The organism is Aquabacterium sp. (genome assembly GCF_029946005.1).
Lineage (GTDB): Bacteria > Pseudomonadota > Gammaproteobacteria > Burkholderiales > Burkholderiaceae_C > Aquabacterium.
This window is the reverse complement of the sequence record NZ_JAQSDR010000030.1, coordinates 79,763-101,510: the sequence shown is the minus strand read 5'-3', so window position 1 is coordinate 101,510 and position 21,748 is coordinate 79,763. Positions and strand designations below refer to the sequence as shown.

Here is a 21,748-nt window from a genome sequence, read left to right as displayed (position 1 = left end):
CATGTGCATACATCGAGTTGTCAGGGAGGATTTCGTGATTCGAATCAATCATCGGCCGCTGCGTTGGGCGGCCTTGTCCGTGCTCGCGGCCGCCAGCACCATGTTCGCAGGCTGTGCGAACTTTTATGTCGACAATGGCCTGCGCGGAGCAGACACGGCCCAGGTCACCAAACCGGCATCACCCAAACCTGTGCAGCTGTTCTTCAGCTTCCAGACCAAGGGCAGCAACAACGCGCAGGCCACGCAGCAACTGAGGGGCCAAGTGACCGACCTGGTCAAGCAAAGTGGCCTCTTCAGCGAGATCAAAGACACGGCCGAGCCTGGCGCTGGCGTGCTACAGCTGACGATCAACAACGTCCCGCTGAGCGATGACGCCGTCAGCAAGGGCGTCATGACGGGCCTGACCTTGGGCTTGGTCGGCAGCACGGTGGGCGACGGCTATACCTGCGACCTTCAATACAAACAGTCGGACAACAGTCCGAAAATTGAGGCCAAGGCCAATCACGCGATCTACACGTCTCTGGGTGCCAGCAGTGGCCCCGAGGCCGCCGCGACCAAGATGGCCAGCATCAATGAGGCGGTCACCACCATGGTCAGGCAAGCCGTCAAAACCTTGCTCGTGAAGCTTTCCAACAACCCACAATTCCAAAACATCCCATGAAGTTCACCAAAATCGCCCTCATCACCGTGGCCGCCCTGTCGGCCGTGGGTTGCGCCAACATCACCGTGCCTGCTCCGCAGCCCAGCATGGCCAATGTGAATGCCGCCAAGCAGTTGCCCGATTCCGTCAAGGTGGGCAGCTTCAAGCTCGCAGCGGGCCTGAGCCCCAGCGTTGACCAGGCCATCTCGGTCCGTGGCTCCAACACTTTGAGCGCGCCCAGCGGTCAAAGCTTCTCCAGCTATCTGCGCGACGTGCTGGTCACGGAGCTGCGTGCTGGCAACAAGCTGAACGAGGCTTCGGCCATCACCATCACCGGTGAGCTCACCAAGAGTGAACTGGAAGCCGGGATGTCGGTCGGGACCGCCACCTTGGGCGCCCGATTCCTGGTGACGCGAGCCAATGGTGTCTGCCTGGACAAAGCGTTGACGGCCACGGCACAGTGGGAGTCCTCGTTCATGGCGGCGGTGGCGGTGCCTGCCGCGTTCAATCAATACACGGCGCTCTATCCAGTGCTGGCTGGCAAGTTGCTGGGTGATGCGGACTTCAAGCAGCGTTGCATGAGCAAGCAGTGAGGCTGGCAGCCTGCTGAGGCAGGAAAATGAGAAGGGGCCCAAGCAGGGCCCCTTTTTTTCAGCTCAAACCTAAGCTCGTCAAATGATCGTGCCGATGTCGTTCTGCACGATGAGGTCAAGGGCCCGCTCCACCACGGCGGCAATCGTCATGGACGGGTTGCAGGCAGCCGTGGCCCCTGGCATCAGGGCGCCGTCCAGCACATACAGCCCGCGCTGGCCCTTCACGCGCCCTTCCTGGTCGCACACCACGCCGATGCAGGCGCCCCCCAGCGAGTGCCAGGTGGTGTTGACCAGGTCGTTGGTGTTCGTCAGCTTGGCGCCGGGGCCCGCGATGGCGGTGATCCGTTCCTTGATGCGCTTGGCGGCCGCGGCATCGCCGCCAGAGGGCCACTTCAACTCCACCTTGTCGGTCAGCCAGTTGTAGACAAACTTGCCCCGGCCATTGCTCATGCCGAAGCCCACGAGCATCGTCGACTTGGTCGAAGAAGTGGTGTCCGCCACGGCCGTCGCCGAGGGCAGCAGCGCGGAGGGGAGCGCACTGGAGGTGCTGGTTTTGCTGGGCGGTGGCAGGGAGGCCTGGATCACCGTGTTCGCGGGTTGGCTCGAATCGTTCCACTCCTTGCTGCCATACACGACTGGGCCGCCTTGAGCCGTGCCGAAGTTCTCGTTGTCGTTCGCCCAGACGTAGATTTGATCGGCATTGGTGCCATAACCCTGGCCAACGCCTTCTGGCAGGCCGGTGATGTCGCCGCGGGCCTTGGCGCGCACCAGCAGCTTCGACGTGTTGATGGTGCCAGCGGAGAGGATCAGGCTCTTGGCCGTGATGACCTTGCGCTCCAGCACCGTGCCGGTTTCGTCCGTGCGATCCACCTTGATCACCCACGAGCCATTGCGCGCACGGGCAATGCTGGTCACGTTGTGCAGCGCTTCCACCGTGACGTTGCCCGTGGCCATGGCCTGCTCGATGTAGGTCACATCGACCGAGTGCTTGCCCCCGTTGTTGACGCCGAGCGCGCAATCGCCGTTGGTGTACGAGGGCTTCATTTCGCCCCGCAGTTCGGCCAAGGCGTAGTTCCAGTCGATGGGCATGGGGATCTTCTGCAGGTCGTAGCCTGCTGCGGTCACCTTCGTGGCGAACAGGCGCGCCGCCTGGTAGTTCGGGCTGTTGACCAAGGCATCGGGTGCCGTCTGAACTTGCAGCATCTGGGCCACCCGTGGGTAGTAGATGGACGCCATCTCCGCATAGTCGATCTGCGGGAAGCAGGCCTTGAACAGGCGCTCCGAGGGCTGCAGCGTCATGCCCTGGTACATCAGCGAACCACCCCCGACCCCAGCCGGGGTGACGGCGATGATGCCTTGCCCGACGAACGGTTCCAGCAGGCCCGCGTAGGGGTTCCAGCCGATGCGCTTGCCATTGATTTCCGGCCAGGCGGTGTAGAACAGATCGCGCTTGTCCAGGGTGGTGGCATGGGGGAAGGTTTCAGCGTTGGGGCCGGTTTTCCACCAACGGCCGCGCTCCAGCACCAACACCTTGATGCCCGCCTGGCCCAGGCGCAGCGCCGAGACACCGCCGCCAAAGCCCGAGCCGATCACGACGACACGTTCTTGCGAGGTTGTGGTGGGAATGGCTGCGTTGGCAGCACTCGGCAACGAAGCGCCCGCCACCGCGGCTGCGGCACCGCCCAGAAACTTCCGCCGATTCAATCCGTCCATTCTTGATCCTTCAATGTTGGTGCGTTACTAGCGCTCAGCCATTCTTGCCGGATGACGCCTCCGGCTCAATGGCCGTGGCGGCCAAGTGTTGACCTGATCGATTAGGGAAACCCAGACGCCTGAACAGGGGTGCGGGCTGCGCGCGTCTTCCACATTGACACCACCACCCCACCTGCAATGAGGCCAAAGGTCACGCCCAGTGAGACGGCAGGTGGGAACTTGCCGATGAAGCCGACCAGGAAGATCTTCGTGCCGATGAAGACCAGGACCAGGGCCAGCGCGTACTTGAGGTACTTGAACCGGTGAATCATCGCTGCCAGTGCGAAGTACAGCGCCCGCAGACCCAGGATGGCGAAGATGTTGCTGGTGTAGACGATGAAGGGATCGGTCGTGATCGCGAAGATTGCAGGGACAGAGTCGACCGCGAAAACCAGATCGACAAACTCGATCATGACCAAAGCCAGCAGCAGGGGTGTTGCAGTGCGAACCCACTTGCCTGAGACCGGATCGGCCTGGCGTACCCAGAACGCATTGCCGTGCAGCTTTTCAGTCACGCGCATGTGCTTCTTGAGAAACTTCAGCAGCAGGTTGTTGGCGATGTCGGGCACGTGGTCAACCATCAGCCACATCTTGATGCCCGTGATCACCAGGAAAGCGCCGAACAGGTACAGCACCCAACTGAACTCACTGACCAGTGTGGCACCCAGTCCGATCATCAGAGCGCGCAGCACAAGCACGCCCAGGATGCCCCAGAACAGCACCCGGTGTTGGTACTGCCGCGGAATCGCGAAGAATGTGAAAATCAGCGCAATGACGAAAACGTTGTCCATCGACAGCGACTTCTCGATCATGAAGCCTGTGTAGAAGTCCATGCCGCTCTGCGCGCCCAGGTACCACCAGATCCAGGCGCCGAACATCAGCGCTACGCTGATGTAGCCCGAAGAGAGCAGCAGGCTTTCGCGCACACCGATCTCGTGATCGTCCTTGTGCAACACGCCCAGGTCAAACGCCAGCAGCGTGACCACGACGCCCGCGAAGACCAGCCACATCCAAGCCGGTTTTTGCAAGAAATCGATTGCCAGGAGCGCAGTCAAGTTGTCCATCGATGGTCCTTGAAGAATGGCGGCGGCGAAGGTGCCGGTACCGCAAAAATGGTGATGAGATGACGGGCATGTTCTTCGGTTCATGGCTTCGAAGGAATCAGCGCTAAAGTGAGTGCAGATTCGGTTTTTCCGAAGTGAGGTTTCCATGCTGAATTTCCGCCACCTGTACTACTTCTGGGTCGTGACGAAAGAAGGCGGCTTCGCCCGCGCGGCCGAACGGCTCGACATGGCCGTGCAGACCATCAGCGCCCAAGTGCGGGAATTGGAGAAGGCGCTGGGGCACCAACTGCTCAAGCCTGCCGGCCGGGGTGTCGCGTTGACCGAGGCAGGGCAGGCCGCCTTTGCCCGGGCAGAAGAGGTCTTTCAGATCGGGCAGGCGATCCCGGAAGAGGTGCGCGAGGCGGCCAGTGGCCAGGTCGCGCGCTTGGCGGTCGGCTTCTCGGATGGCATCTCCAAGCTGGCCGTGCACGCACTGCTTGCGCCGATCCTGGCCACGCCGTCGCTGCGCTTGGTGTGCCACGAGGGCGAGGTCGATCAATTGCTGGCCGAACTGGCCTTGCACCACCTGGACCTGGTACTCGCCGGGCAGGCGGCGCCCAACAATCCAAACCTGCGACTCACCAGTGAACGCGTGTCCCAGTCACCGGTGGAATGGTACGGACCCGCGGCCATCGTTCGCAAAGCCGACGTGGCGGATTTTCCCCAGTCACTGGACCGGCTGCCGGTGCTCCTGCCGACCGGCCATTCGGCACTGCGCTTCAGCCTTGATCGCTGGTTCGAAGCGCAGGGCTTGCGGCCACGGGTCGTGGGGGAATTCGAGGACAGTGCCTTGATGGCGGTCTTTGCAGCGCGTGGGATGGGCGTGTTCCCGGTGAGCCGACTTGGCGCCGCAGATGCTGCGCTGATGCGCGGTCTGAGGCTGCTCGGCCGCTGCGGAGACGTGTCAGAAGAGATCCACGCGATTCGGTCGCGCCGGGGGCAGCATCACCCCCTGGTGATGCAGATTCTGGCCGCAGTGCGAACCTGACGAGCGCAATCAGTTGACCTGCCAGGCGGGCGGCGTTCGGTCGCCAACAAGGGCAGCTTCAGCGCCAGCCCAACGGCGGTAAGCGGCTTCGATCACCAGCAACTCGCCTTCGGCGAGGTGTCGGTCCGCGTTGGCGACCGCGACCGCCAAGCGCAGCACCCTGCCCCGAAGCACCGGGTCGGTCACTTCGGCCACCAGCGAAGTCAGGGCAGCTTCGTCAACGTTGGCCACTAGCGAGCCACTGGCGTAGGCGCCGAGCAGAAGATCCTCACACAGTGTCTGAACGATGCCCGACATGGCATCAGGCTGCAGTCCAAGTTCATGCGCAGCCTCCAAGCGGTCGAGGGCATCCAGCTCGGATCGGCACACATGACCGTCGGAGATGAGAACGAGCGCAACGAGGCGCGCGGCGGCTTCGGGGCTGTTGCTGGGGTAGGTGCGCATGGCGGCTTTGCTTTCCTGGCGAGTGTTCGGACAGCAGCGAATATCGGCGGGATCTGGGCCAGGAAGAAGCACGGTTTCAAAGAACTCGACTTCGGAAAAAGCGAAGCTGCCCGGATCGGTTTTTACGACGTTGGGGTCACTGATTACCTGCTTTTTCGAAGCGCCGATGCACCCTACCTTCCGTCTGCACCCCAACTGATGGAGATCTGTGATGCAGGTTTTGTTCAAGTCCCGCGATCCGCAAGCCGACGAACTGAGAGACGTGGCGCAACGCCGTCTGCGCTTTGTGTTTCGCCGTTTCGACTGGCTGATACCCACGGCCACCGTGCGCTTGTCAGATGTCAATGGCCCGCGCGGCGGCATCGACAAGCGCTGCCAGATTGAGATCAAGAGCGATATCGCGGGCACCGTGGTGGTGGCCTCGGTGGCGCGCGACTGGCGCACGGCCTTGGACAAGGCCTTGACGCGGGCGGCGCGCTTCCTGATGCGCCAGTGGCGGCGCAACACTGAAACAAGGCGGTTGCGGCAACGCGCCATCCCCTTGCGCCACGAAGAACAGTCGCCCAGCTGAATGCCCCAACTCAAGGACAAGACCATGAAATGCCCTACCTGCCCTGACTCCGCGCTGGTGATGACCGATCGACAGGGGGTCGAGATCGACTATTGCCCCACTTGCCGGGGCGTCTGGCTCGACCGCGGCGAACTCGACAAGCTGATTGAACGCTCGGCTTCGCCAACGCCCTCCAGATCCACCGCATCGACCAACGGGCGCCAGCCCGAGTTCGTGGATTCTGACTACCAGCACGGGCGAAATCGAGGCAACGTCCGGAGGAAGTCATGGTTGAGCGACATTTTCGATTGACTTCGGCCCCGACTGCGTCACTTCTCCAAGGAGGCCACATGCGCACCTATCCCATTGACAGCCCGCAGGCCGCAGCCCGCATCCTCGCACTGACCGTTTTGGCCGACGGGGACATCGGCCAGCCTGAGATCGACCTCCTTGACCGCCTGGCCATTCACGAGCAGTTGGGGGTTGACCGGCAGGAGTTCCACGCCGTGCTCGACAGCCTTTGCGAAGACCTCTTGTCGAGCGGGCAGCTGCAGTGGTCGGACGCTTGCCCGGTGGATGAGGGCACGCTGGCCAGGTTGATGGGCGAAATCGAAGATCCGACGCTGCGCCGAAGGCTGCTGAGCCTGTGCATTGACATCGCCGAGGCCGATGCGCAGGTGGCCGAGGGTGAATCGATCGTGTTGACGGCGGCCGTCGAGCATTGGGGCTTGCACCGTTGGATGCTCCGGCTGCCAGCCCGTGGTTAGTGGGATAGCAATACCGCAAGGCGGAGATCCTTCAAGATGCCACTCGTGGCACCCCCAAGGACGAAGTCCCTCACACGAGAATGGGCGAACCCACCCATCACGAGCAGATCCGCTCCGATCTGAAGAGCATGTTCCTGAAGGGTTTCCGAGATGGGTCGGCCTTGGCTCTTCACCAAAGCGACTTCTGCTTGAACATCACAACGCGCCAGATATTGCGCCAGTTGGCTCGCAGTAGATGGATCCGGCAGGGCCTTCTCATCGGTGACGCAAACGATCGTGACCGCTTGCGCACGCTGAAGGAATTCACGCGCGTCAAACACCGCTCGTGCCGCCACGCGACTGCCATCCCAAGCAATCATGACGTGCCCATAGGTCGCGGGCGCCGAGTTCTCGGGAACGAGCAAGGTTGGCCTGCCTGAGCCAAAGACCACCGCCTCTGCGGTGGCCTGCTGTGTGACATCGCCTGGATTGATGCCAAGCATCGCCAGGTCGTGGCAGCGCGCGAGGCTTGCCGCGGTGTCGCCCTCTGCACCGGGCCGACACTCGACATTGGTTTGACGCAAGGGGATTTCATGTGAGGCCAGTTCTGCTGACAAAACTTGGGCGACCGCTTCGCCACGCTCCCTGCACTGGGCCTTCGCGCCGCCGATCAGCGACGGCACATCAATGAGCAGGTTGCCAAGAGCGCTGGAGATGGGCGGGAAGTCGGCCTGCAGAATGAGCGCATGAACTTCGGCGTTGAGATGCCGAGCAGTCGCGGCAACGTGGGTGGCAAACCGTTCCGCGTTTCCATTGGGATACGTCTGAATGACCGCGAGGATGTCGACAGGGTAGGAGCGCATGGCGGGCGTCTTTCGTGATGGTGAGAAGGATGGGCGAATGTGGACTTGATGAGCCAGAAGAAAAAGCAGAACTTTCATGAGTCGAAATTCGGAAAATACGAACCAGGTGCCATGCGAGGCATCGACCGGTAGCGTCAGGGTGGTGGTGCAACGCTGAGCATGTGCATTGACGTTGCCGAGGAACATGGCAAGATCGTTGGCCATGACAGTCGAGTCCTGTTGTCCGGAGGAATGATGAGCAATGTGATGCAAGAAGTGCTGGATCTGCTTGATCTGGAAACCATCGAACGAGGCATTTACCGCGGCACCAGCCGCAACTTCTTTGGCAAGAACGTCTTTGGTGGCCAGGTGCTGGGCCAAGCCCTGATGGCCGCTGGGCGCACCGTGGAAGGCCGGCTGCCCCATTCCATGCATGGTTACTTTTTGCGCGCAGGCGATGTCACCGCGCCCATCGTCTACCAGGTGGAGAACATCCGCGATGGCAAGAGTTTTTGCACGCGCAATGTGAAGGGCATCCAGCACGGCGAGAACATCTTCCTGATGTCAGCGTCTTTCGCGGTGCATGAGGATGGGCTGGAGCACCAGATGCCCATGCCGCAGGTGGAAGGGCCGGAAGGCATCCCCAGCGAGTTTGAATTGCGCAAGGTGATCGCCCCCATGATCCCGGAGAAGATCCGCGCGGTGTTCGAGCGCGAGCGGCCCATCGAGATCCGGCCCATCGACCCGGTCAATCCCTTCGCGCCCGTGAAGAAGGCGCCGCAGCGCTGCCACTGGATGAAGGCGCAAAGCCGCTTGCCAGACGATCCGCTGCTGCACATGTGCATCCTGGCATTCGCCTCTGATTTTGTGTTGATGAGCACGGCCATGCTGCCGCACGGGGTCTCTTACGTTCAGTCGAACATGCAATCGGCCAGCCTGGACCATGCCATGTGGTTCCACCGCGATTTCCGGGTCGATGAATGGCTGCTCTACGACATGGACGCGCCCAACGCATCGGCCTCGCGGGGCATGAACTTCGGGCGCATCTTCACGCAGGGTGGCGCGCTGGTCGCCACCGTGGCGCAGGAAGGCCTGATGCGCTTGCGGGAGGTGCCGGAAAAGTATTGATGGGTTTGGCTGCTTGACCTTGCTGCAGTCAATGTCAAAGGTTTGACATGTCGCGTCTCTATAAAAGCCAGATCACGCCATTCGGCGCTGGCTTTTATGGAACCACCCGCATGAACATCGTCAAGCAAACAGCAGTCATCGCCGCATTGGCCACGGCGGGGTTGATGGGCCAAGCCCAGGCGCAGACCTGGAACACCCTGGGCGGTGCAGCGCCCATCATCATTGCGCACCGGGGCGCCAGTGGTCTGCTGCCTGAGCACACGCTGGCGGCCTACGCCAAAGCCATCGAGCAAGGCGCGGACTTCATCGAGCCTGACGTGGTGCTGACCAAGGACGGCGTCATGATCGCGCGCCATGAACCCGTTCTGGATGGCACCACCGACGTGGCGAGCAAGTTTGGCGCGGATCGCCAAACCACCCGGGTGCTGGACGGCGTGTCGACCAAAGCGTATTTCGCCAGCGATTTCACCTTGGCCGAGATCAAGACCCTGCGCACCATTCAGCCTCGCGCTTCGCGAGACCAAAGCTTCAACGGTTTGTACGAGATCCCGACCTTGCAAGAAGTGGTGAACCTGGCCAAGGCCAAGTCAGTGCAGACAGGGCGCTCCATCGGCATCTACCCGGAGGTCAAGCATTCGGCCTTCCATTCGGCCATCTTTGGTGCCAGGGTTCTGGAAGACAAGCTGGTGAGCACCTTGCATGCCGCCTATGGCAACAGTGCCGCCGCGCCGGTGTTCATCCAGTCGTTCGAGGTCAGCAACCTGAAGTACCTCAATGGCCAAACCAACCTCCGCCTGGTGCAGTTGGTCGACGCCGATGACGTCAAGCCGGATGGCTCACTGAGCCTGGTGGCGCCCTACGCCCAGCCTTACGACTTCGTGCTGGGGGGTGACCCCAGGACCTTCGCGGATCTGCTCACCAAGGCAGGCCTGGCGGAGATTGCCACGTACGCGGATGGCATTGGCCCGTGGAAGCCTTACTTGCTGAAGACGGTGGACGATGGGGTGGACCGCGATGGTGATGGCGTGATCACCGCTTCTGACCGGCGCATTGATGGCAGCACGGGCGTGATCGAAGCGGCCCATGAGGCTGGCTTGTTGGTGCATGCCTACACGTTCCGGGACGATGCCGGAAAGTACGGCGTCACCGATCCTGCCCTGGAGATCGCGACTTACCTGAAGCTGGGCGTGGACGGCGTGTTCACGGACTTCACCGCCACCGGCGTGGCCGCGCGCTCAGCCGTGCCTGAGCCGGGGGTCGCCCTGCTGTGTTTGGCGGGCTTGGCCGTGGCCGCAGGCATGAAGCGCCAGCGCCGTGCCCCTGGCGAGGCGAAGTCCTGACCCAAGGTGCCTCGATCGGATCATGCGTCATCCATCAAGGCGTCATCCCGCCTTGGTCTGATGTACAGCAAGTCTTTCACCCAACCTGGAGCGTGTCATGTCGTCCCTCAAATCCGCCTTGCTGGCAGCACTGAGCACTTTGGCCCTGGCCGCCCATGCCACCTCCACACCCTTGGCCGCTGATGGCCAATGGCAGTCATTCGGTGTTGATAGCTTTGCCGCCGTGTCCGGTGGCACAGAGTGGATCGTCAACGATGACACCAACGCCTCCGGCTACGGCACGGCGTTGGATTTCACCTTCACCATCGACGCGGGCTTTGTGGGCCAGTTGACCGTGGTGGATGCCAGCCTGGCAGGTGATGTCTTCAATGTGTTCAACCATGGCAGCCTGCTGGGCGCCACCAGCAGCGTGCCTGTTCAGCTGTATGGCAGCGCCCCCGACATCGGCGATGACCATGACGCCGCTTTGCTGAACAGCGCGTTCAGTCATGGCGTGTTCACCCTGGGTGCGGGCCACTACAGCATCAGCGGTGTGCTGGCGCAGTCCCTGATGCTGGACGACGGCGCCGGTGGCCTCAGCCCGATCAATGCCACCTCAGGTGCGCTGAAGCTGAGCGTGAGCGCCGTTCCCGAACCATCGACGCTGGTGTTCGCCGTGCTGGGCCTGGCCTGGTTGGTCTCCTCGCGCCGCACCTCGTTGCGCTGACCCCTTCGCGCTGATCCACATCCATCCGGGAGTTTCCACATGATCGTTCGTACCTTGTGCGCCAGCCTGGCGCTGGCCTGCTCGGCCGGTGTCACCGCCCAGACCACCGCCCCCAAGCCCTCCTTTACCGTCAAGATCATTGGCTTCAATGACTACCACGGCAACCTGGAAACGCCGGGCACCTTCGGTGTCAACACGCTGGTGCCGACGGCTAGCCGTCCGGCCGTTGGGGGTGCCGAGTACATGGCGGCCTACGTGGCGCGCATGAAGTCGACCAATCCCTTGAACGTGGTGGTGGGCGCGGGTGACTTCATCGGCGCCACACCGCTGATTTCTGCCTTGTTCTTTGATGAGCCTGCCGTGGAAACGCTCAACAAGATCGGCGTGGAGTTCAACGCGGTTGGCAACCACGAGTTCGACAAGGGCAAGGACGAACTCAAGCGACTGCAAAGCGGTGGCTGCAAGTTCAATGGCAGCGTGCAAGAGCCCAACAGCTGCAAGGGCTTCGGCTCTGCTGTGGCGGGCAGCTTCGATGGGGCCAAGTACAAGTGGCTGTCGGCCAATGTGTTGGACTCGGCCACTGGCAAGCCCTTGCTGCCGGCTTATGGCGTGAAGACGTTCAACGGCGTGAAGGTGGCCTTCATCGGCATGACCCTCAAGGGCACCCCCGGCATCGTCACGCCCACGGGTGTGGCCGGGCTGAGCTTTCAGGATGAAGCGGACACGGTCAACGCCCTGGTTCCTCGCCTGCGCGCCCAGGGCATTGAATCCATCGTGGTGCTGTTGCACCAGGGTGGTTTTCAGAACCAGGTCACGGGCCTGTCAAACCAAGCCATCACCAGCGACATCAACGGCTGCACCGGCGATCTGAAAAATGCCGACGGCACCGATTCCGACCTGCGCGCCATCGTCAAGCGGCTGGACAATGCGGTGGACCTGGTGATCAGCGGCCACACGCACACGGCCTACAACTGCTCGGCCAACACCATGGATGTGCGTGGGACCTCGCTGAGCAATGCCGTGACGACGGCCCGTGCTGCCGGCCTGCCCAACAAGGTTGGCCGTCTGGTGCCGGTAACCAGCTCCAGCGCCTTTGGCCGCGTGCTGACCGAGGTGGACGTGACCATCCATCCCGCCACACGCGACATCGTGGCCGTGAGCCCGCGCAATGTGTTGGTGGACCGCACCGATGCCGCGATCAACAACGCCATTGCCGCCCACCCTGAGGTCAAGGACGTGGTGAGCGCCTACAAGGCCGCCGCCTCACCGCTGGCCAATGCGGTCATCGCCACCATCACAGGCCCCATGAGCAACGGCGCGAACACCGCCGGTGAGATGGAGGCGGGTGACCTGATCGCGGATGCCCAACTGGCCGCAACGCAGCCGGCCAGCCTGGGCGGTGCCGTCATCGCCTTCATGAACGCCGGTGGCGTGCGCAACCCCGGCTTCGTCAACGCCGCAGGCACCTATCCCTACGACCTGACCTACGGCAATGCCTTCACCACCCAGCCCTTCGGCAACAGCCTGGTGACGTTGACGCTGACGGCCCAGCAGCTCAAGGATGTGCTGGAGCAGCAGTTCAGTGGCTGCAATGGCCAGACGGCCAACCGCATCATGCAAGTCTCCAATGGCCTGAAGTACACCTGGAACTCGGCCGGCACCTGCGGCACCCGCATCACCGAGGTGACGCTCACCCCGACGGATGTGACGGTGACACCGCCGGTGGTGACTGGCCCCACCGAGGTCCTGGTTCTGGGGGGCGTGGTGCACAGCCCCACCAAGACCTACCGCGTGACCGTGAACAACTTCATGGCCACCGGCGGTGACGGCTACGGCGTCTTCCTGGGTGGTGCGGCCCAGTTGGGCGGCGCACAAGACATTGATGCGCTGACGGCGTATCTGGCCGCCTTCAAGAGCCCCAACCCGGCCTACAACCCCTTGAGCGCCGTGCTGGCCAAGCCTCGGATCACGCGGCAGTGATCATCGCTCGCCGCTGGCCCGTGGGGTGGGCCGTCGCGCTGAGCGTGGCGTCATCCTTGGGGGTGGCTGGCCCCGCGCCAACCGGGGCACCCTCTGCCCAGCACCCTCCGCATCTTCATCACCATGATGAGGAGGCGGGCAGCACGCCACAGTCACTGGCCGAGCGTGAGCGCCTGCTGGTCAAGGGCGAGAGCAGCCTTCACACCGGTGACGTGGAAGGTGCGCGGCAGGCCTTCGAGCAGGCTGCGCTTCAGGCCCATGCCGCCCACATCGAGTTGGGCATCCTGCGCACCCACATGCAAGCGGGGGAGTACCGGCCAGCACTGGCCTTTGCGGCCCACACCGCAGGCGTTCATGCTGATGAGGTGGAGGGCAGGGTGTTCTACGCCTGGCTGTTGAACCTGGGTGGCCAGGTGGCCATGGCCGAGCAAACCCTCCAGCAAGCCGAAGCCAGCGCGCCTGATCACCCGATGGTGAAGGCGGCGCGCCAACGCTTTGACACCGGTGCGTTGTTGGCAGAGGGCGCCTTGCTGTCCCTGCCAGCCCGGTTGGCGCCTTTCGCCACGGGCGTGACGGTGGGCCGTGATGCCAGGGCGGCGGGCACGGCCTTGCTGCTGGCCGATGGGCGGCACGCGCTGGCACCGCGTGCCGCCTTGCCGCCTGCTGGATCGATCTGGTTGCGCAATGGCTTGGGGCAGACAGTGGCGGCCTTGGTGGATCAACAGGACGAATCTTTGGGGCTGGTGCTGCTGACCTTGTCGCAGCCACTGCCTGTGGCTGGTGGGGAGCTCGTGCCGCCGCGAGACGCATTCCCCGGCTCGCCCGCCTTCGCCATCGACTACCCGATCGATGCCAGTGGCTTGCCTGCCTGGCCTGTGATGCGGCCGGGTTTTCTGGGCACGCCCGTGCCGGGGGCGGTGGCGGGCTTGCGGCGCCTTGGTGTCGAGTTGCCCGGCAGTGGCCCGCGCGGCGGCCCGGTGTATGACCAGGGTGGGCGCCTGGTCGGACTGGCACTGGGGCAGGGTTTTGACCGCATGATTTTGGCGGGTGCCTTGCGCCACCGGTTCGGCGAGCGCTTTGGCGCCCAGGCGGTGGAGCCGCGACCATCCCCACTCGCGGCTGACGAGTTGTACGAGCGCGCGATGAAGAGCAGTCTGCAAGTGCTTGTGTCAAGATATTGACATGGTTGAATTTGAACTCAAGCTGGAAGTGCCGCCCGTCCGAAAAGCTGAAGTGCTGGGTGCGTTGGAGCTGACGCGGGCACCGGCCGTGAGCCGTTCGGCTCATTACTTCGACACGGAGGACGGGCGTTTGTCAGCCAGTGGCCTGGCGTTGCGATTGCGCCGCGAAGGCCGGCGATGGGTTCAGACCTTGAAGGCCAGCGGGGACAGCCCGGTGCATCGCCTGGAAGACAGCGTCGCGGTACGTGCCCCCAAAGGCATCCCCTCCGTTGACCTTGACAGGCACGGCTCGCCCGGGGCGCGTGAAGCCTTGGAGCGCGCGCTCACATCCCCCGATTCGCCGCAATGGCCCGTGCTGGTGGAGCGCTTTCTGGTGAAGGTTTCGCGCCGCGCACGACACATCGAGTTGGCCGATGAACACCTGGAAATCGCTTTCGACGTGGGCACCATGGAGGCGGCCGGAAAAAAGCTTCCGATCTGCGAGCTGGCGATCAAGCTCCAATCGGGCGGCAGTTCCGAGCACATGTTCGAATTGGCGAAGCGCTTGGTCCACGAGCACCATCTTTGGCTGAGCCTTGAGTCCACGCCCGTCACCAAAGCGTTGAAGGTCAATTTTGATCCTGATGATGAGGGCGATCAGCAGTTGCGGGCGATGGTCCGTCACTGCCTTTGGCAGATTTTGCCGAACGCCAGCAAAGTGGCCGCAGGGAGTGAGGACTCGGAGCAGGTGCACCAGTTGCGCGTGGGCTTGCGGCGCCTGCGCACCGTGCTGCGAGAGGTGGGTGGCTTGGCGCCAGATGTGGATCCCTCGTGGGAAACGCCTTTGTCGGGCACCTTCCGCCAGTTGGGGGTGTGTCGAGATCAGGAGTCCATGGCCAAGAACCTGCAGCCACGCTTGCTGGCCGCCGGGGCACCCGAAGTGGCCTCCTGGCCGCCACCGATGACGGTGGCCGTGGCGCCCAGCCTGGCGGTTCGTGACCCAGGCTTTCAAACCGCGCTGCTGGGTGTGTTGGCTTTCAGCCTTCGGCGGAAGGTGGATCCGCTTGGAAAGTGCCCTTCATCCCGTAGGGTGTTCGCGAAGAAGCTCAACAAGCTTCACGTCAAGGTGATGTCCGACGGTCGGTGCTTCACCCAATTGCCCATCGAGCAGCAGCACCGCGTGCGAAAGCTTTTGAAGAGGCTTCGCTATCTCGCAGAGTTCGCCAAACCGCTGTTCAAGCAAGGCAAGGTCGAGCGTTATCTTCAACGCCTTCGCCCTGCCCAGGATGCCCTGGGGGCGCACAACGACGATGCGGTCGTCCTGGAGGCCTGGCAACGACATCCGCCCACGGATGCGGGGGCATGGTTTGCGGTGGGCTGGCTGTCGGCCAACCAGGTCCACACGGCGGAAATTTGTCGCCACGCCTTGAAGCAGATCAGCAACTCAGACAGGTTCTGGGCCTAGCGCCTCGAAGCTGCTTTAAGCGCGCGCGTCTCCCCAACGCAAGGTGGTGCTTTCATCGCCGTGGTAGGTGGTGTGGCCATGGCGGTCCACACAGTACTGCGGCGAGGCAATGACCTCGTTGAGTGTGGCGCCTTCACTCAAACGCGTGTACTCAAACAAGGTGCTTCTGACCACGGTGCTGTTCTTGCGCAAGGTGCAGCCGTGCCCAATCCAGCTTGGCCCCTCGATGGTCACACCTGATTCAATGCAAGACCCGGCGCCGATGTACACCGGCCCGGTGATGTTGACGGTGTTCCAGTCGATGCGCGTGTTCAGACCCACCCACACGCCCGGCCTGACCTCTGTGCCTGGCATGCGCATGTCTGCCATTTCTCCGCGCAGCACCCGCTGGCACACCGACCAGTAGTCACTGACGCGGCCGATGTCGATCCAGTTGAAGGTTTGACGCTGCGCGTAAAACGGCAACCCTTGTTCAGCCATCAAGGGAAACAATTGGCTGCCAATGTCGAACTCCACGCCAGGTGGCACGATCTCCAGAATGGCGGGCTCGAAAATGTAGATGCCGGTGCTGGCCAGGTTCGATTTGGCTTTGCTGGCCTTGGGCTTTTCTTGAAAGGAGGTGACCTTGCCTTCACGATCGGCTACCACGATGCCGTAGTTACTGACTTGATCCTCAGCGACCTCCAAGGTCACCACGCTGGCCATCGCCTTTTTGGCGTGATGCTCGATCAGCGCCGCATGGATGTCCAGATCGATGATGGCATCGCCACACAGCACGATGGTGGTCTCGTCAAAGAAGCCACTGAAGTCCTGGATTTTGCGCATACCGCCCGCCGAGCCCAGGGGTTTGGGCATGATCTCGCCATGCTCACGCACCCCTTCGTAGGAGTAGCCGATTTCGACGCCCCAGCGGTGCCCATCACCGAAATAGTTTTCAATCTTCCAATGGTTGGAAGCCACGTTCACCATGATTTCCTTGACGCCATAGCGGGCCAGCAGCTCGATGAGGTACTCCAGGACCGGTTTGCCCAGGATGGGGATCATGGGTTTGGGTGTTCGCTTGGTCAAGGGCCGGATGCGTGTTCCCTGGCCTGCGGCCAAGATCATTGCTTTGGTCATGTCACTGTGGGTCTGGTTGATGCTGATGCATGGGCACTGTCATCCCATCAAACCAGAAATTGGCGTCAGCTTGGTGACAGGTCAAGACCTCATGGGATGAACCAGGCCCGATCGCGCGCCTTGACATGGGCCTCCACCGCACAGAGGAGGCAAAGCCCCGCGTGAAGCCTGCGTTGACGGGTGGTGGGGGCCAGCGAGACAGTGGTCTGACCCGGGGTAGCAGACCCCTTGACCGTGAGTCCGTTCGCCAATGCCTTGCTTTCGAAATCGGTCATGGGCGTTCCCTCCCTGCGAACTGGCGTGCCCGCGCCGGTTCAGTTCAGCGCCCACCCTCTTTTGCACTGCTGGGTGCCCGAGGTGTCGGGTGTGGCATCAGGGTAGAAGGTGCGAATGCCCTGCTTGCGCCGCACGAAGACGGTCGCGTAGTTCTCTGGGCCATCCGCCACCTGCTGAAGGCAGGCCACGCTGTCGCTGCTGGGCGTCGGGTTCTCCGAGAAGGCCCGCGTGGCGGCCTTGAGGATGTCGGCGGCGCTGAAGGTGAGGGCATAGCCTTTGATCTCATGCGAGATCCACCGACCGTTGGCTTTCTTCATCTTCACGCCCATCGAGTAGATGCTGCCGGGCGTGACTTCGTTCATCGAGAAATTGGGCTGGCGACAGGCTTCGCCGGTCTTCTGCAGTTGCTGGTAGCGGCCCTGGTAGTGCAGGCCGCCGATTTTTGGGTCGATCTCGGTCTCGCCGCAGAAGATGTGGTCGAAGGCGTGCACGTCATACCAGGCCTTGACCAGGTCTTGCAGGTACGCATCCTGATCCTGGGTGGGGGCCGTGTCGCCGAACACCTTGCCACTGGTGAAGCTCATCAGGTCGGTGAGCACTTCGGGGTGGGCCTTCATGAGCTTGACGAACTCGACGCGGCCCGTGACCTTGCCGGAAGGGCCGCACATTTGGTTCACGGCCTCGCCAAAGGCGTCGATTGCTGGTGGCGGCGGTGTGATGTCGGCGCTGGGGTTGTTCTTCACCCTCACCGGGTTGTCTTCGTGGTCAAAAAACGGCAGGCAGGTCTGGGGGCCAGGTTCGCCGGGGCCACTGCCCCCGGGGGCGGAGGTGAAAGGCGGCCGGTCCGCGTTGTATTTTCCGCAGCTCAGCGGCAGCCAGCGGCGACTGCCCGGGGTCGCGATGTAGGCATGGGTGCCCTGGGTTGTGGCGTTCTCGCCGTAGGCCTGGAATGTCTGGCCTGCGCGGACATGCAAGGCGCCTTTACCCTTGCTGATGCCCTCGCTGGCTTTGCAAGACTTGGTCACCTGGAAACGGACGGGCTCCACAAACAGCGCCTGCGCGCTGCTGCTGGAGGCCACCCCGATGAGCGTCAGGCAGACGAGCGTTGTTCTCGCCACTTGAGCATCCCAGTCCAATGTGACGCCTGGATGTCAGGCGCCGGGGTCAAACACCGTGGTCTTTCAACCAGTCACGGGTCAGCTTCCAGGCATAGGTGGCGGCGGCCTTGTCGTACGTGGGCCGGTAGTCGGCATTGAAGCCGTGGTCCACGTTGGGAAACACCACGATCTCGGAGCCGCTGCCTGACTTGGCGACGCCTTCGCGCATCTTGGCAACGGCCTCGGGTTTCACGTAAGCGTCTTTGCCCGCGTACAAGCCCAGCACGGGCGCTTTGACCTCGGCCCCGAACTCGATGGGATCGCGTGGCTTGATGGGCGACTTCATGCCTTCGAGCAAACCGTAATAGGCCACGGCCGCCTTGAGCTTGGGGTTGTGCAAGGCATAGACCCAGGCTGTGCGGCCGCCCCAGCAGTAACCCACCAGGCCCACGTGGTCGGCATTGGCGTGGCCGCTGGCTTTGGCGAAGGCCACGGCGGCGTCGAGGTCGGCGCACACCTGGGCATCAGGCACCTTGGACACGACCTCACTCAGGATGGCCCCGATGTCGGTCATCTTGGAGACATCGCCCTGGCGCGCGAACATCTCGGGCGCGATCGCGTAGTAACCCAGCTTGGCGAAACGGCGGCACATGTCCTTGATGTGCTCGTGCACGCCAAAGATTTCCTGAACCACCAGGATCACGGGGTGCTTGCCCGCTTTGGCGGGGCGGGCCACATAAGCGGGCACCTTGCCATCGGCGCTGGGCACTTGCACCTCACTGACGACCAGGCCTTTGGTGTCGGTGCTGATGGCTTGGGCAAGCAGGGGCTCTGAGGCCAAGGCAAAGCCGGTGGCCAGCGAGGTCACCACGAAACCCCGACGCGAGAAGCCGTTGGATTCAGGCGTGGCAGCCGGGGGATTGCGAAAATCGATGGCCTTGCGGCCGTAGTCCATGAGCTTCATAGGGTCCGATCAGTGGCGTGGTGGTCAATGATTATGGCAACAGGAATCACAAGGTCAACTCAAAGCCCTCGACCAGAACGCCGGGTGTGGTGATGGACGCGAGTTGCCGTTGCCCATAGGTGTTGGTGTCTTGGTGCACCTCGGCCCGATCGGTCAACGCGATCAGGCGGGGGCCAAGCAGGTTCAGCAGGTCGTCGTCGAAGCGCATCACCTGCAGCGGTGCCACCAGCTCGCCGTTCTCTACCCAGAAGCAGGCGAAGCGGGTCATGCCGGTGACGCGGCAATGCTGGCGGTCGCTGTAGTTCAGGTAGTGCAAGTTGCTGATGTACAGGCCCGTGCCCAGGGCTTGGAGCACATCGGCCTCGGGCAGGGTGCCGGGGGCCAGGCTCAGCGCCTGCGGGTTCTCGCCAGCCAGTGCGCCGTTGGTGGGCAAGCCGAACTCAAGGGCCGAGCGTGGCGAGCACAGGCTGCCGGTGTGTTGCCCATGGCTTACCAGCGGCACGGGGCCGGGGCCGGTGAAGCCCTCGGGCGTGAAGGCCGGGGCGATGCTGCGGCCGGTGTCTTCGGTCAGGTGCACGCTGGCATGCAAGCTGGCTTCACCGCGCACCAAGCGCATCAGCGGAGAGGTGCCCACGGCTTGTTCCTTCTGGCTGAAACCGCCCCAGGCCAGCGTGCCCAGCAGGTCGGACACGGCCGCAGGGGCGAAGTAAGCTCGGTAGCGGCCGGGGGGCAAGGCCTTGGGCGGCAGGCCCAGCAGTGGCAGATGCGCGGCACCTTGCTGAAGTTGCCTTGCCCACGCATCGCTCGACCAGTGCTGACCGGCCTGCACGGCTTTGATGGCCTTGTCGGTGGCATGGTAGAGGCACCAGTCGAAGCTGAAGGTGTCCACGCGGTGCCAATGGCGTTGCCCACGGCTGTCGGCATAGGCGCGCACCAGGGGGCCACTGGCCATGAAGCCCACCAGGTCCAGGCCTTGGGCATGTGAGGCCACCGCGTCGATCACGGTGCGGGCACTGGGCAGTGTGCCCGGCTCATCGCGGCAGGTCGTGGCTGCGCCGTCGGGCCGCAGCAGGTGAGGGTCTTCCGGCAGGAAGGGCAGATCGTGGTTCAGCGCCGTTTGCGCGGCCAACAGCAAGGCGGTGTCGCGCTTCAAATCACCGGCCAAGGTCAGGGTGCTTTCGGCGCAGCGCGCGCCTTGGGTCAAGGTCAAGGTGGCGTAGGCCTGGCTGACTTGCGTGGCCTGGCGCACTTTCGCGTGGTTGAAGCGGATGAAGGTGCTGTCTTCAGCGGCGATGTGCAGGCTGCAGTGCAAGCTTGCCGGGGTGGCATCGAGCACGGCATCGGCCAGCGTGTCGAGGTAGTGGCGATCGGTCAGGTTCATGGACATGGTCTTCTTCAGGCTCCGCCAAAAACCGACACGTCGGTGAACTTGCACACCGGGGCGGCGTGGCCCACCCGGACGATCTGAGAGGGCTCGCCTTTGCCGCAATACGGGGTGCCCATCACCTGGAAGGTGCTGGCATCGCCCACCATGGCCAGCGACCGCCAGAAGGTGGCCGACACGCCGCGGTAGTTGGGGTTGCGCACCACCTCGGCCAACTGGCCGTGGCGGACCATTTGCCCGTATTCACAGCCAAACTGGAACTTGTTGCGCGAGTCATCGATGCTCCAGGAGCAGTTGGTGTGCATGAGCACGCCATGGTCGACCGAGGCGATGATCTGCGCCAGGCTGGCATCGCCGGGTTCGACGTTGAGGTTGCTCATGCGGTCGATGGGGGCGCGGTTCCAAGATGACGCCCGCGTGGTGGCGAGGCCGCCCAGCTTGAAGCCGAGGGCCTGTGCGCGCGACTGCGAGATGGCCCCGCCCAGCGCTTGCTTCAAGATGCCGCCTTCGATGATGCGCTGGCTTTGCGCGCTGGTGCCGTCGTCGTCGAAGGCGAAGCCCGCGAACTCGTGGGCTTGCTGCGGGTCGTGCGACACATTGAGCAGGTCGCTGCCATAGCGGTAGTGGCCGAACATGTCGAGGGTGACGAAGCTGGTGCCTGCGAAGTTGCGCTCGTCGCCCAGGATGCGGTCCAACTCCAGCGGGTGGCCAATGGATTCGTGGATCTGCAGCATCATCTGATCGGGCATGAGGACCAGGTCCATGAGGCCGGTGGGGCACGTGGGGGCCGTGGCCATCTCGATGGCTTGCTGCGCCACGCGGGGCCCGTCGGTGCGAAAACCCGAGCGCTCAATCACTTCCAGGCCGCCTTGCTGGCAAAAGCCGTTGTACTGTCCCGCCGACGAGCGGGTTTGCGTCACGCCCTTGACCTGCGCCGTGGCCTGGATGGACGGGGTCAGCATCTGCCAGTGTTGCTCGGCCTGGGCGCCATCGCTGGTGAGGTGAAGTTGATCCACCTGCACGGTCCACAAGCTCGCTTGCCAATCAACGATGCGCTCGTCCACCCGCGTGGCAGTGCTGACAGCGCGCAGCAGCTCGAACTTGTCGGCCAGGCTCATGTGCGCACTGTCGCGCGCCACCACGCTGTCGTAGCGGCCTGTCGGCTGGGGCATGCGCAGTTGGCTGGGGTCGAACACGGTGATGCCCGCAGTGGCTTGGGCCAACTCTTGGGCTCGGGCAAAGGCGGCCTTCAGCCCAGCCACCGAGGTGTCGCTGGTGGCGGCATAGCCCAGCCCGCCGCCTGCGATCACGGTCACCATGGCACCGTCGTCGCGCAGCACGGCGGGTGGCTGCGCGATGTCCTGCCTCACCAACAGGCGCTGGCTGCGCTCGCTCACGCCTCGCACTGCCCAATGATCGACCCCTGCCGGTGCGGCCTGGTGGGCGTGGTTTGAAAGTTGGTCCAGCATTT

Annotated in this window: 22 protein-coding genes; 12 read left to right on the top strand and 10 right to left on the bottom strand. The window is 63.2% G+C overall.

The features are described 5' to 3' along the window. The first annotated feature begins 34 nt into the window (after positions 1-34). Positions 35-661 (top strand): hypothetical protein, encoded by a 627-nt coding sequence (locus tag PSV38_RS14655; RefSeq protein WP_300548638.1) that lies wholly within the window; start codon positions 35-37, stop codon positions 659-661. Continuing rightward, a complete protein-coding gene (locus tag PSV38_RS14650) occupies positions 658-1,233 on the top strand; it encodes a hypothetical protein (protein ID WP_300548636.1) in 576 nt (191 codons plus the stop codon). Before PSV38_RS14655 ends, PSV38_RS14650 begins: the two co-directional genes overlap by 4 nt. Positions 1,234-1,311: 78 nt before the next feature. Here PSV38_RS14650 and PSV38_RS14645 read toward each other — a convergent pair whose 3' ends face one another. Together PSV38_RS14645 and PSV38_RS14640 are read right to left on the bottom strand one after the other, a co-directional pair. Beyond that, a complete protein-coding gene (locus PSV38_RS14645; protein ID WP_300548635.1) occupies positions 1,312-2,946 on the bottom strand; it encodes a GMC oxidoreductase in 1,635 nt (544 codons plus the stop codon). A 101-nt stretch (positions 2,947-3,047) separates the two neighbouring features. Next, on the bottom strand, positions 3,048-4,049 hold the full coding sequence (locus PSV38_RS14640; protein WP_300548632.1) for a TerC family protein: 1,002 nt from the start codon (positions 4,047-4,049) through the stop codon (positions 3,048-3,050). 145 nt (positions 4,050-4,194) lie between these two features. Between PSV38_RS14640 and PSV38_RS14635 the strand changes: the two genes are divergently transcribed. Next, a complete protein-coding gene (locus PSV38_RS14635; protein ID WP_300548631.1) occupies positions 4,195-5,076 on the top strand; it encodes a LysR family transcriptional regulator in 882 nt (293 codons plus the stop codon). A 9-nt stretch (positions 5,077-5,085) separates the two neighbouring features. On the opposite strand, the gene PSV38_RS14630 is transcribed toward PSV38_RS14635, so the two are convergent. After that, entirely contained in the window at positions 5,086-5,520 is a 435-nt protein-coding gene (locus PSV38_RS14630; RefSeq protein WP_300548629.1) for a TerB family tellurite resistance protein, read from the bottom strand. A gap of 211 nt (positions 5,521-5,731) precedes the next feature. Between PSV38_RS14630 and PSV38_RS14625 the strand changes: the two genes are divergently transcribed. Genes PSV38_RS14625 through PSV38_RS14615 form a run of 3 tightly spaced genes read left to right on the top strand, consistent with a single transcriptional unit; the run spans position 5,732 to position 6,837 of the window. Next, a complete protein-coding gene (locus PSV38_RS14625; RefSeq protein ID WP_300548627.1) occupies positions 5,732-6,091 on the top strand; it encodes an HPF/RaiA family ribosome-associated protein in 360 nt (119 codons plus the stop codon). A gap of 24 nt (positions 6,092-6,115) precedes the next feature. Beyond that, positions 6,116-6,382, top strand: coding sequence for a zf-TFIIB domain-containing protein (locus PSV38_RS14620; protein ID WP_300548626.1), 267 nt, complete (start codon positions 6,116-6,118; stop codon positions 6,380-6,382). A 38-nt stretch (positions 6,383-6,420) separates the two neighbouring features. Continuing rightward, on the top strand, positions 6,421-6,837 hold the full coding sequence (locus PSV38_RS14615; protein WP_300548624.1) for a TerB family tellurite resistance protein: 417 nt from the start codon (positions 6,421-6,423) through the stop codon (positions 6,835-6,837). Here the strand turns inward: PSV38_RS14615 and PSV38_RS14610 are convergent. Then, positions 6,834-7,883 (bottom strand): universal stress protein, encoded by a 1,050-nt coding sequence (locus PSV38_RS14610; protein ID WP_300548621.1) that lies wholly within the window; start codon positions 7,881-7,883, stop codon positions 6,834-6,836. The two genes, PSV38_RS14615 and PSV38_RS14610, sit on opposite strands and share 4 nt — an antisense overlap. Before the next feature lie 30 nt (positions 7,884-7,913). Between PSV38_RS14610 and tesB the strand changes: the two genes are divergently transcribed. The 6 genes from tesB to PSV38_RS14580 all read left to right on the top strand — a co-directional run bounded on the left by tesB (position 7,914) and on the right by PSV38_RS14580 (position 15,437). After that, positions 7,914-8,786: an acyl-CoA thioesterase II gene (gene tesB / locus PSV38_RS14605; RefSeq protein WP_300548618.1), complete on the top strand. Its 873-nt coding sequence runs from the start codon at positions 7,914-7,916 to the stop codon at positions 8,784-8,786. Positions 8,787-8,833: 47 nt separating this feature from the next. Continuing rightward, positions 8,834-10,126, top strand: coding sequence for a glycerophosphodiester phosphodiesterase (locus PSV38_RS14600; protein ID WP_300548617.1), 1,293 nt, complete (start codon positions 8,834-8,836; stop codon positions 10,124-10,126). Between the two features lie 97 nt (positions 10,127-10,223). Further along, complete coding sequence (locus PSV38_RS14595) at positions 10,224-10,832, top strand: hypothetical protein (RefSeq protein ID WP_300548615.1); 609 nt, start codon at positions 10,224-10,226, stop codon at positions 10,830-10,832. Positions 10,833-10,871: 39 nt separating this feature from the next. Continuing rightward, positions 10,872-12,812, top strand: a complete 1,941-nt coding sequence (locus PSV38_RS14590) for a bifunctional metallophosphatase/5'-nucleotidase (protein WP_300548614.1) — start codon at positions 10,872-10,874, stop codon at positions 12,810-12,812. Beyond that, positions 12,809-13,993 (top strand): hypothetical protein, encoded by a 1,185-nt coding sequence (locus PSV38_RS14585; protein WP_300548612.1) that lies wholly within the window; start codon positions 12,809-12,811, stop codon positions 13,991-13,993. The genes PSV38_RS14590 and PSV38_RS14585 overlap by 4 nt, the downstream gene beginning before the upstream one ends. A 1-nt stretch (position 13,994) precedes the next feature. Then, positions 13,995-15,437: a CHAD domain-containing protein gene (locus PSV38_RS14580; RefSeq protein WP_300548610.1), complete on the top strand. Its 1,443-nt coding sequence runs from the start codon at positions 13,995-13,997 to the stop codon at positions 15,435-15,437. A 15-nt stretch (positions 15,438-15,452) separates the two neighbouring features. Here the strand turns inward: PSV38_RS14580 and PSV38_RS14575 are convergent, their stop codons facing one another. The 6 genes from PSV38_RS14575 to PSV38_RS14550 form a co-directional block, all read right to left on the bottom strand. Then, the gene (locus PSV38_RS14575; protein WP_300548775.1) at positions 15,453-16,544 is read right to left on the bottom strand and encodes an NDP-sugar synthase; all 1,092 of its coding nucleotides are present in this window, start codon (positions 16,542-16,544) and stop codon (positions 15,453-15,455) included. A 101-nt stretch (positions 16,545-16,645) separates the two neighbouring features. Next, positions 16,646-16,831, bottom strand: a complete 186-nt coding sequence (locus tag PSV38_RS14570) for a hypothetical protein (protein ID WP_300548608.1) — start codon at positions 16,829-16,831, stop codon at positions 16,646-16,648. A 39-nt stretch (positions 16,832-16,870) separates the two neighbouring features. After that, a complete protein-coding gene (locus PSV38_RS14565) occupies positions 16,871-17,950 on the bottom strand; it encodes an EndoU domain-containing protein (RefSeq protein ID WP_300548607.1) in 1,080 nt (359 codons plus the stop codon). Between the two features lie 46 nt (positions 17,951-17,996). Further along, complete coding sequence (locus PSV38_RS14560) at positions 17,997-18,893, bottom strand: dienelactone hydrolase family protein (protein ID WP_300548606.1); 897 nt, start codon at positions 18,891-18,893, stop codon at positions 17,997-17,999. Positions 18,894-18,939: 46 nt separating this feature from the next. Continuing rightward, positions 18,940-20,274 (bottom strand): metallopeptidase TldD-related protein, encoded by a 1,335-nt coding sequence (locus PSV38_RS14555; protein WP_300548604.1) that lies wholly within the window; start codon positions 20,272-20,274, stop codon positions 18,940-18,942. Between the two features lie 14 nt (positions 20,275-20,288). Then, positions 20,289-21,746, bottom strand: coding sequence for a TldD/PmbA family protein (locus tag PSV38_RS14550; protein ID WP_300548602.1), 1,458 nt, complete (start codon positions 21,744-21,746; stop codon positions 20,289-20,291). Between the last annotated feature and the right edge of the window lie 2 nt (positions 21,747-21,748).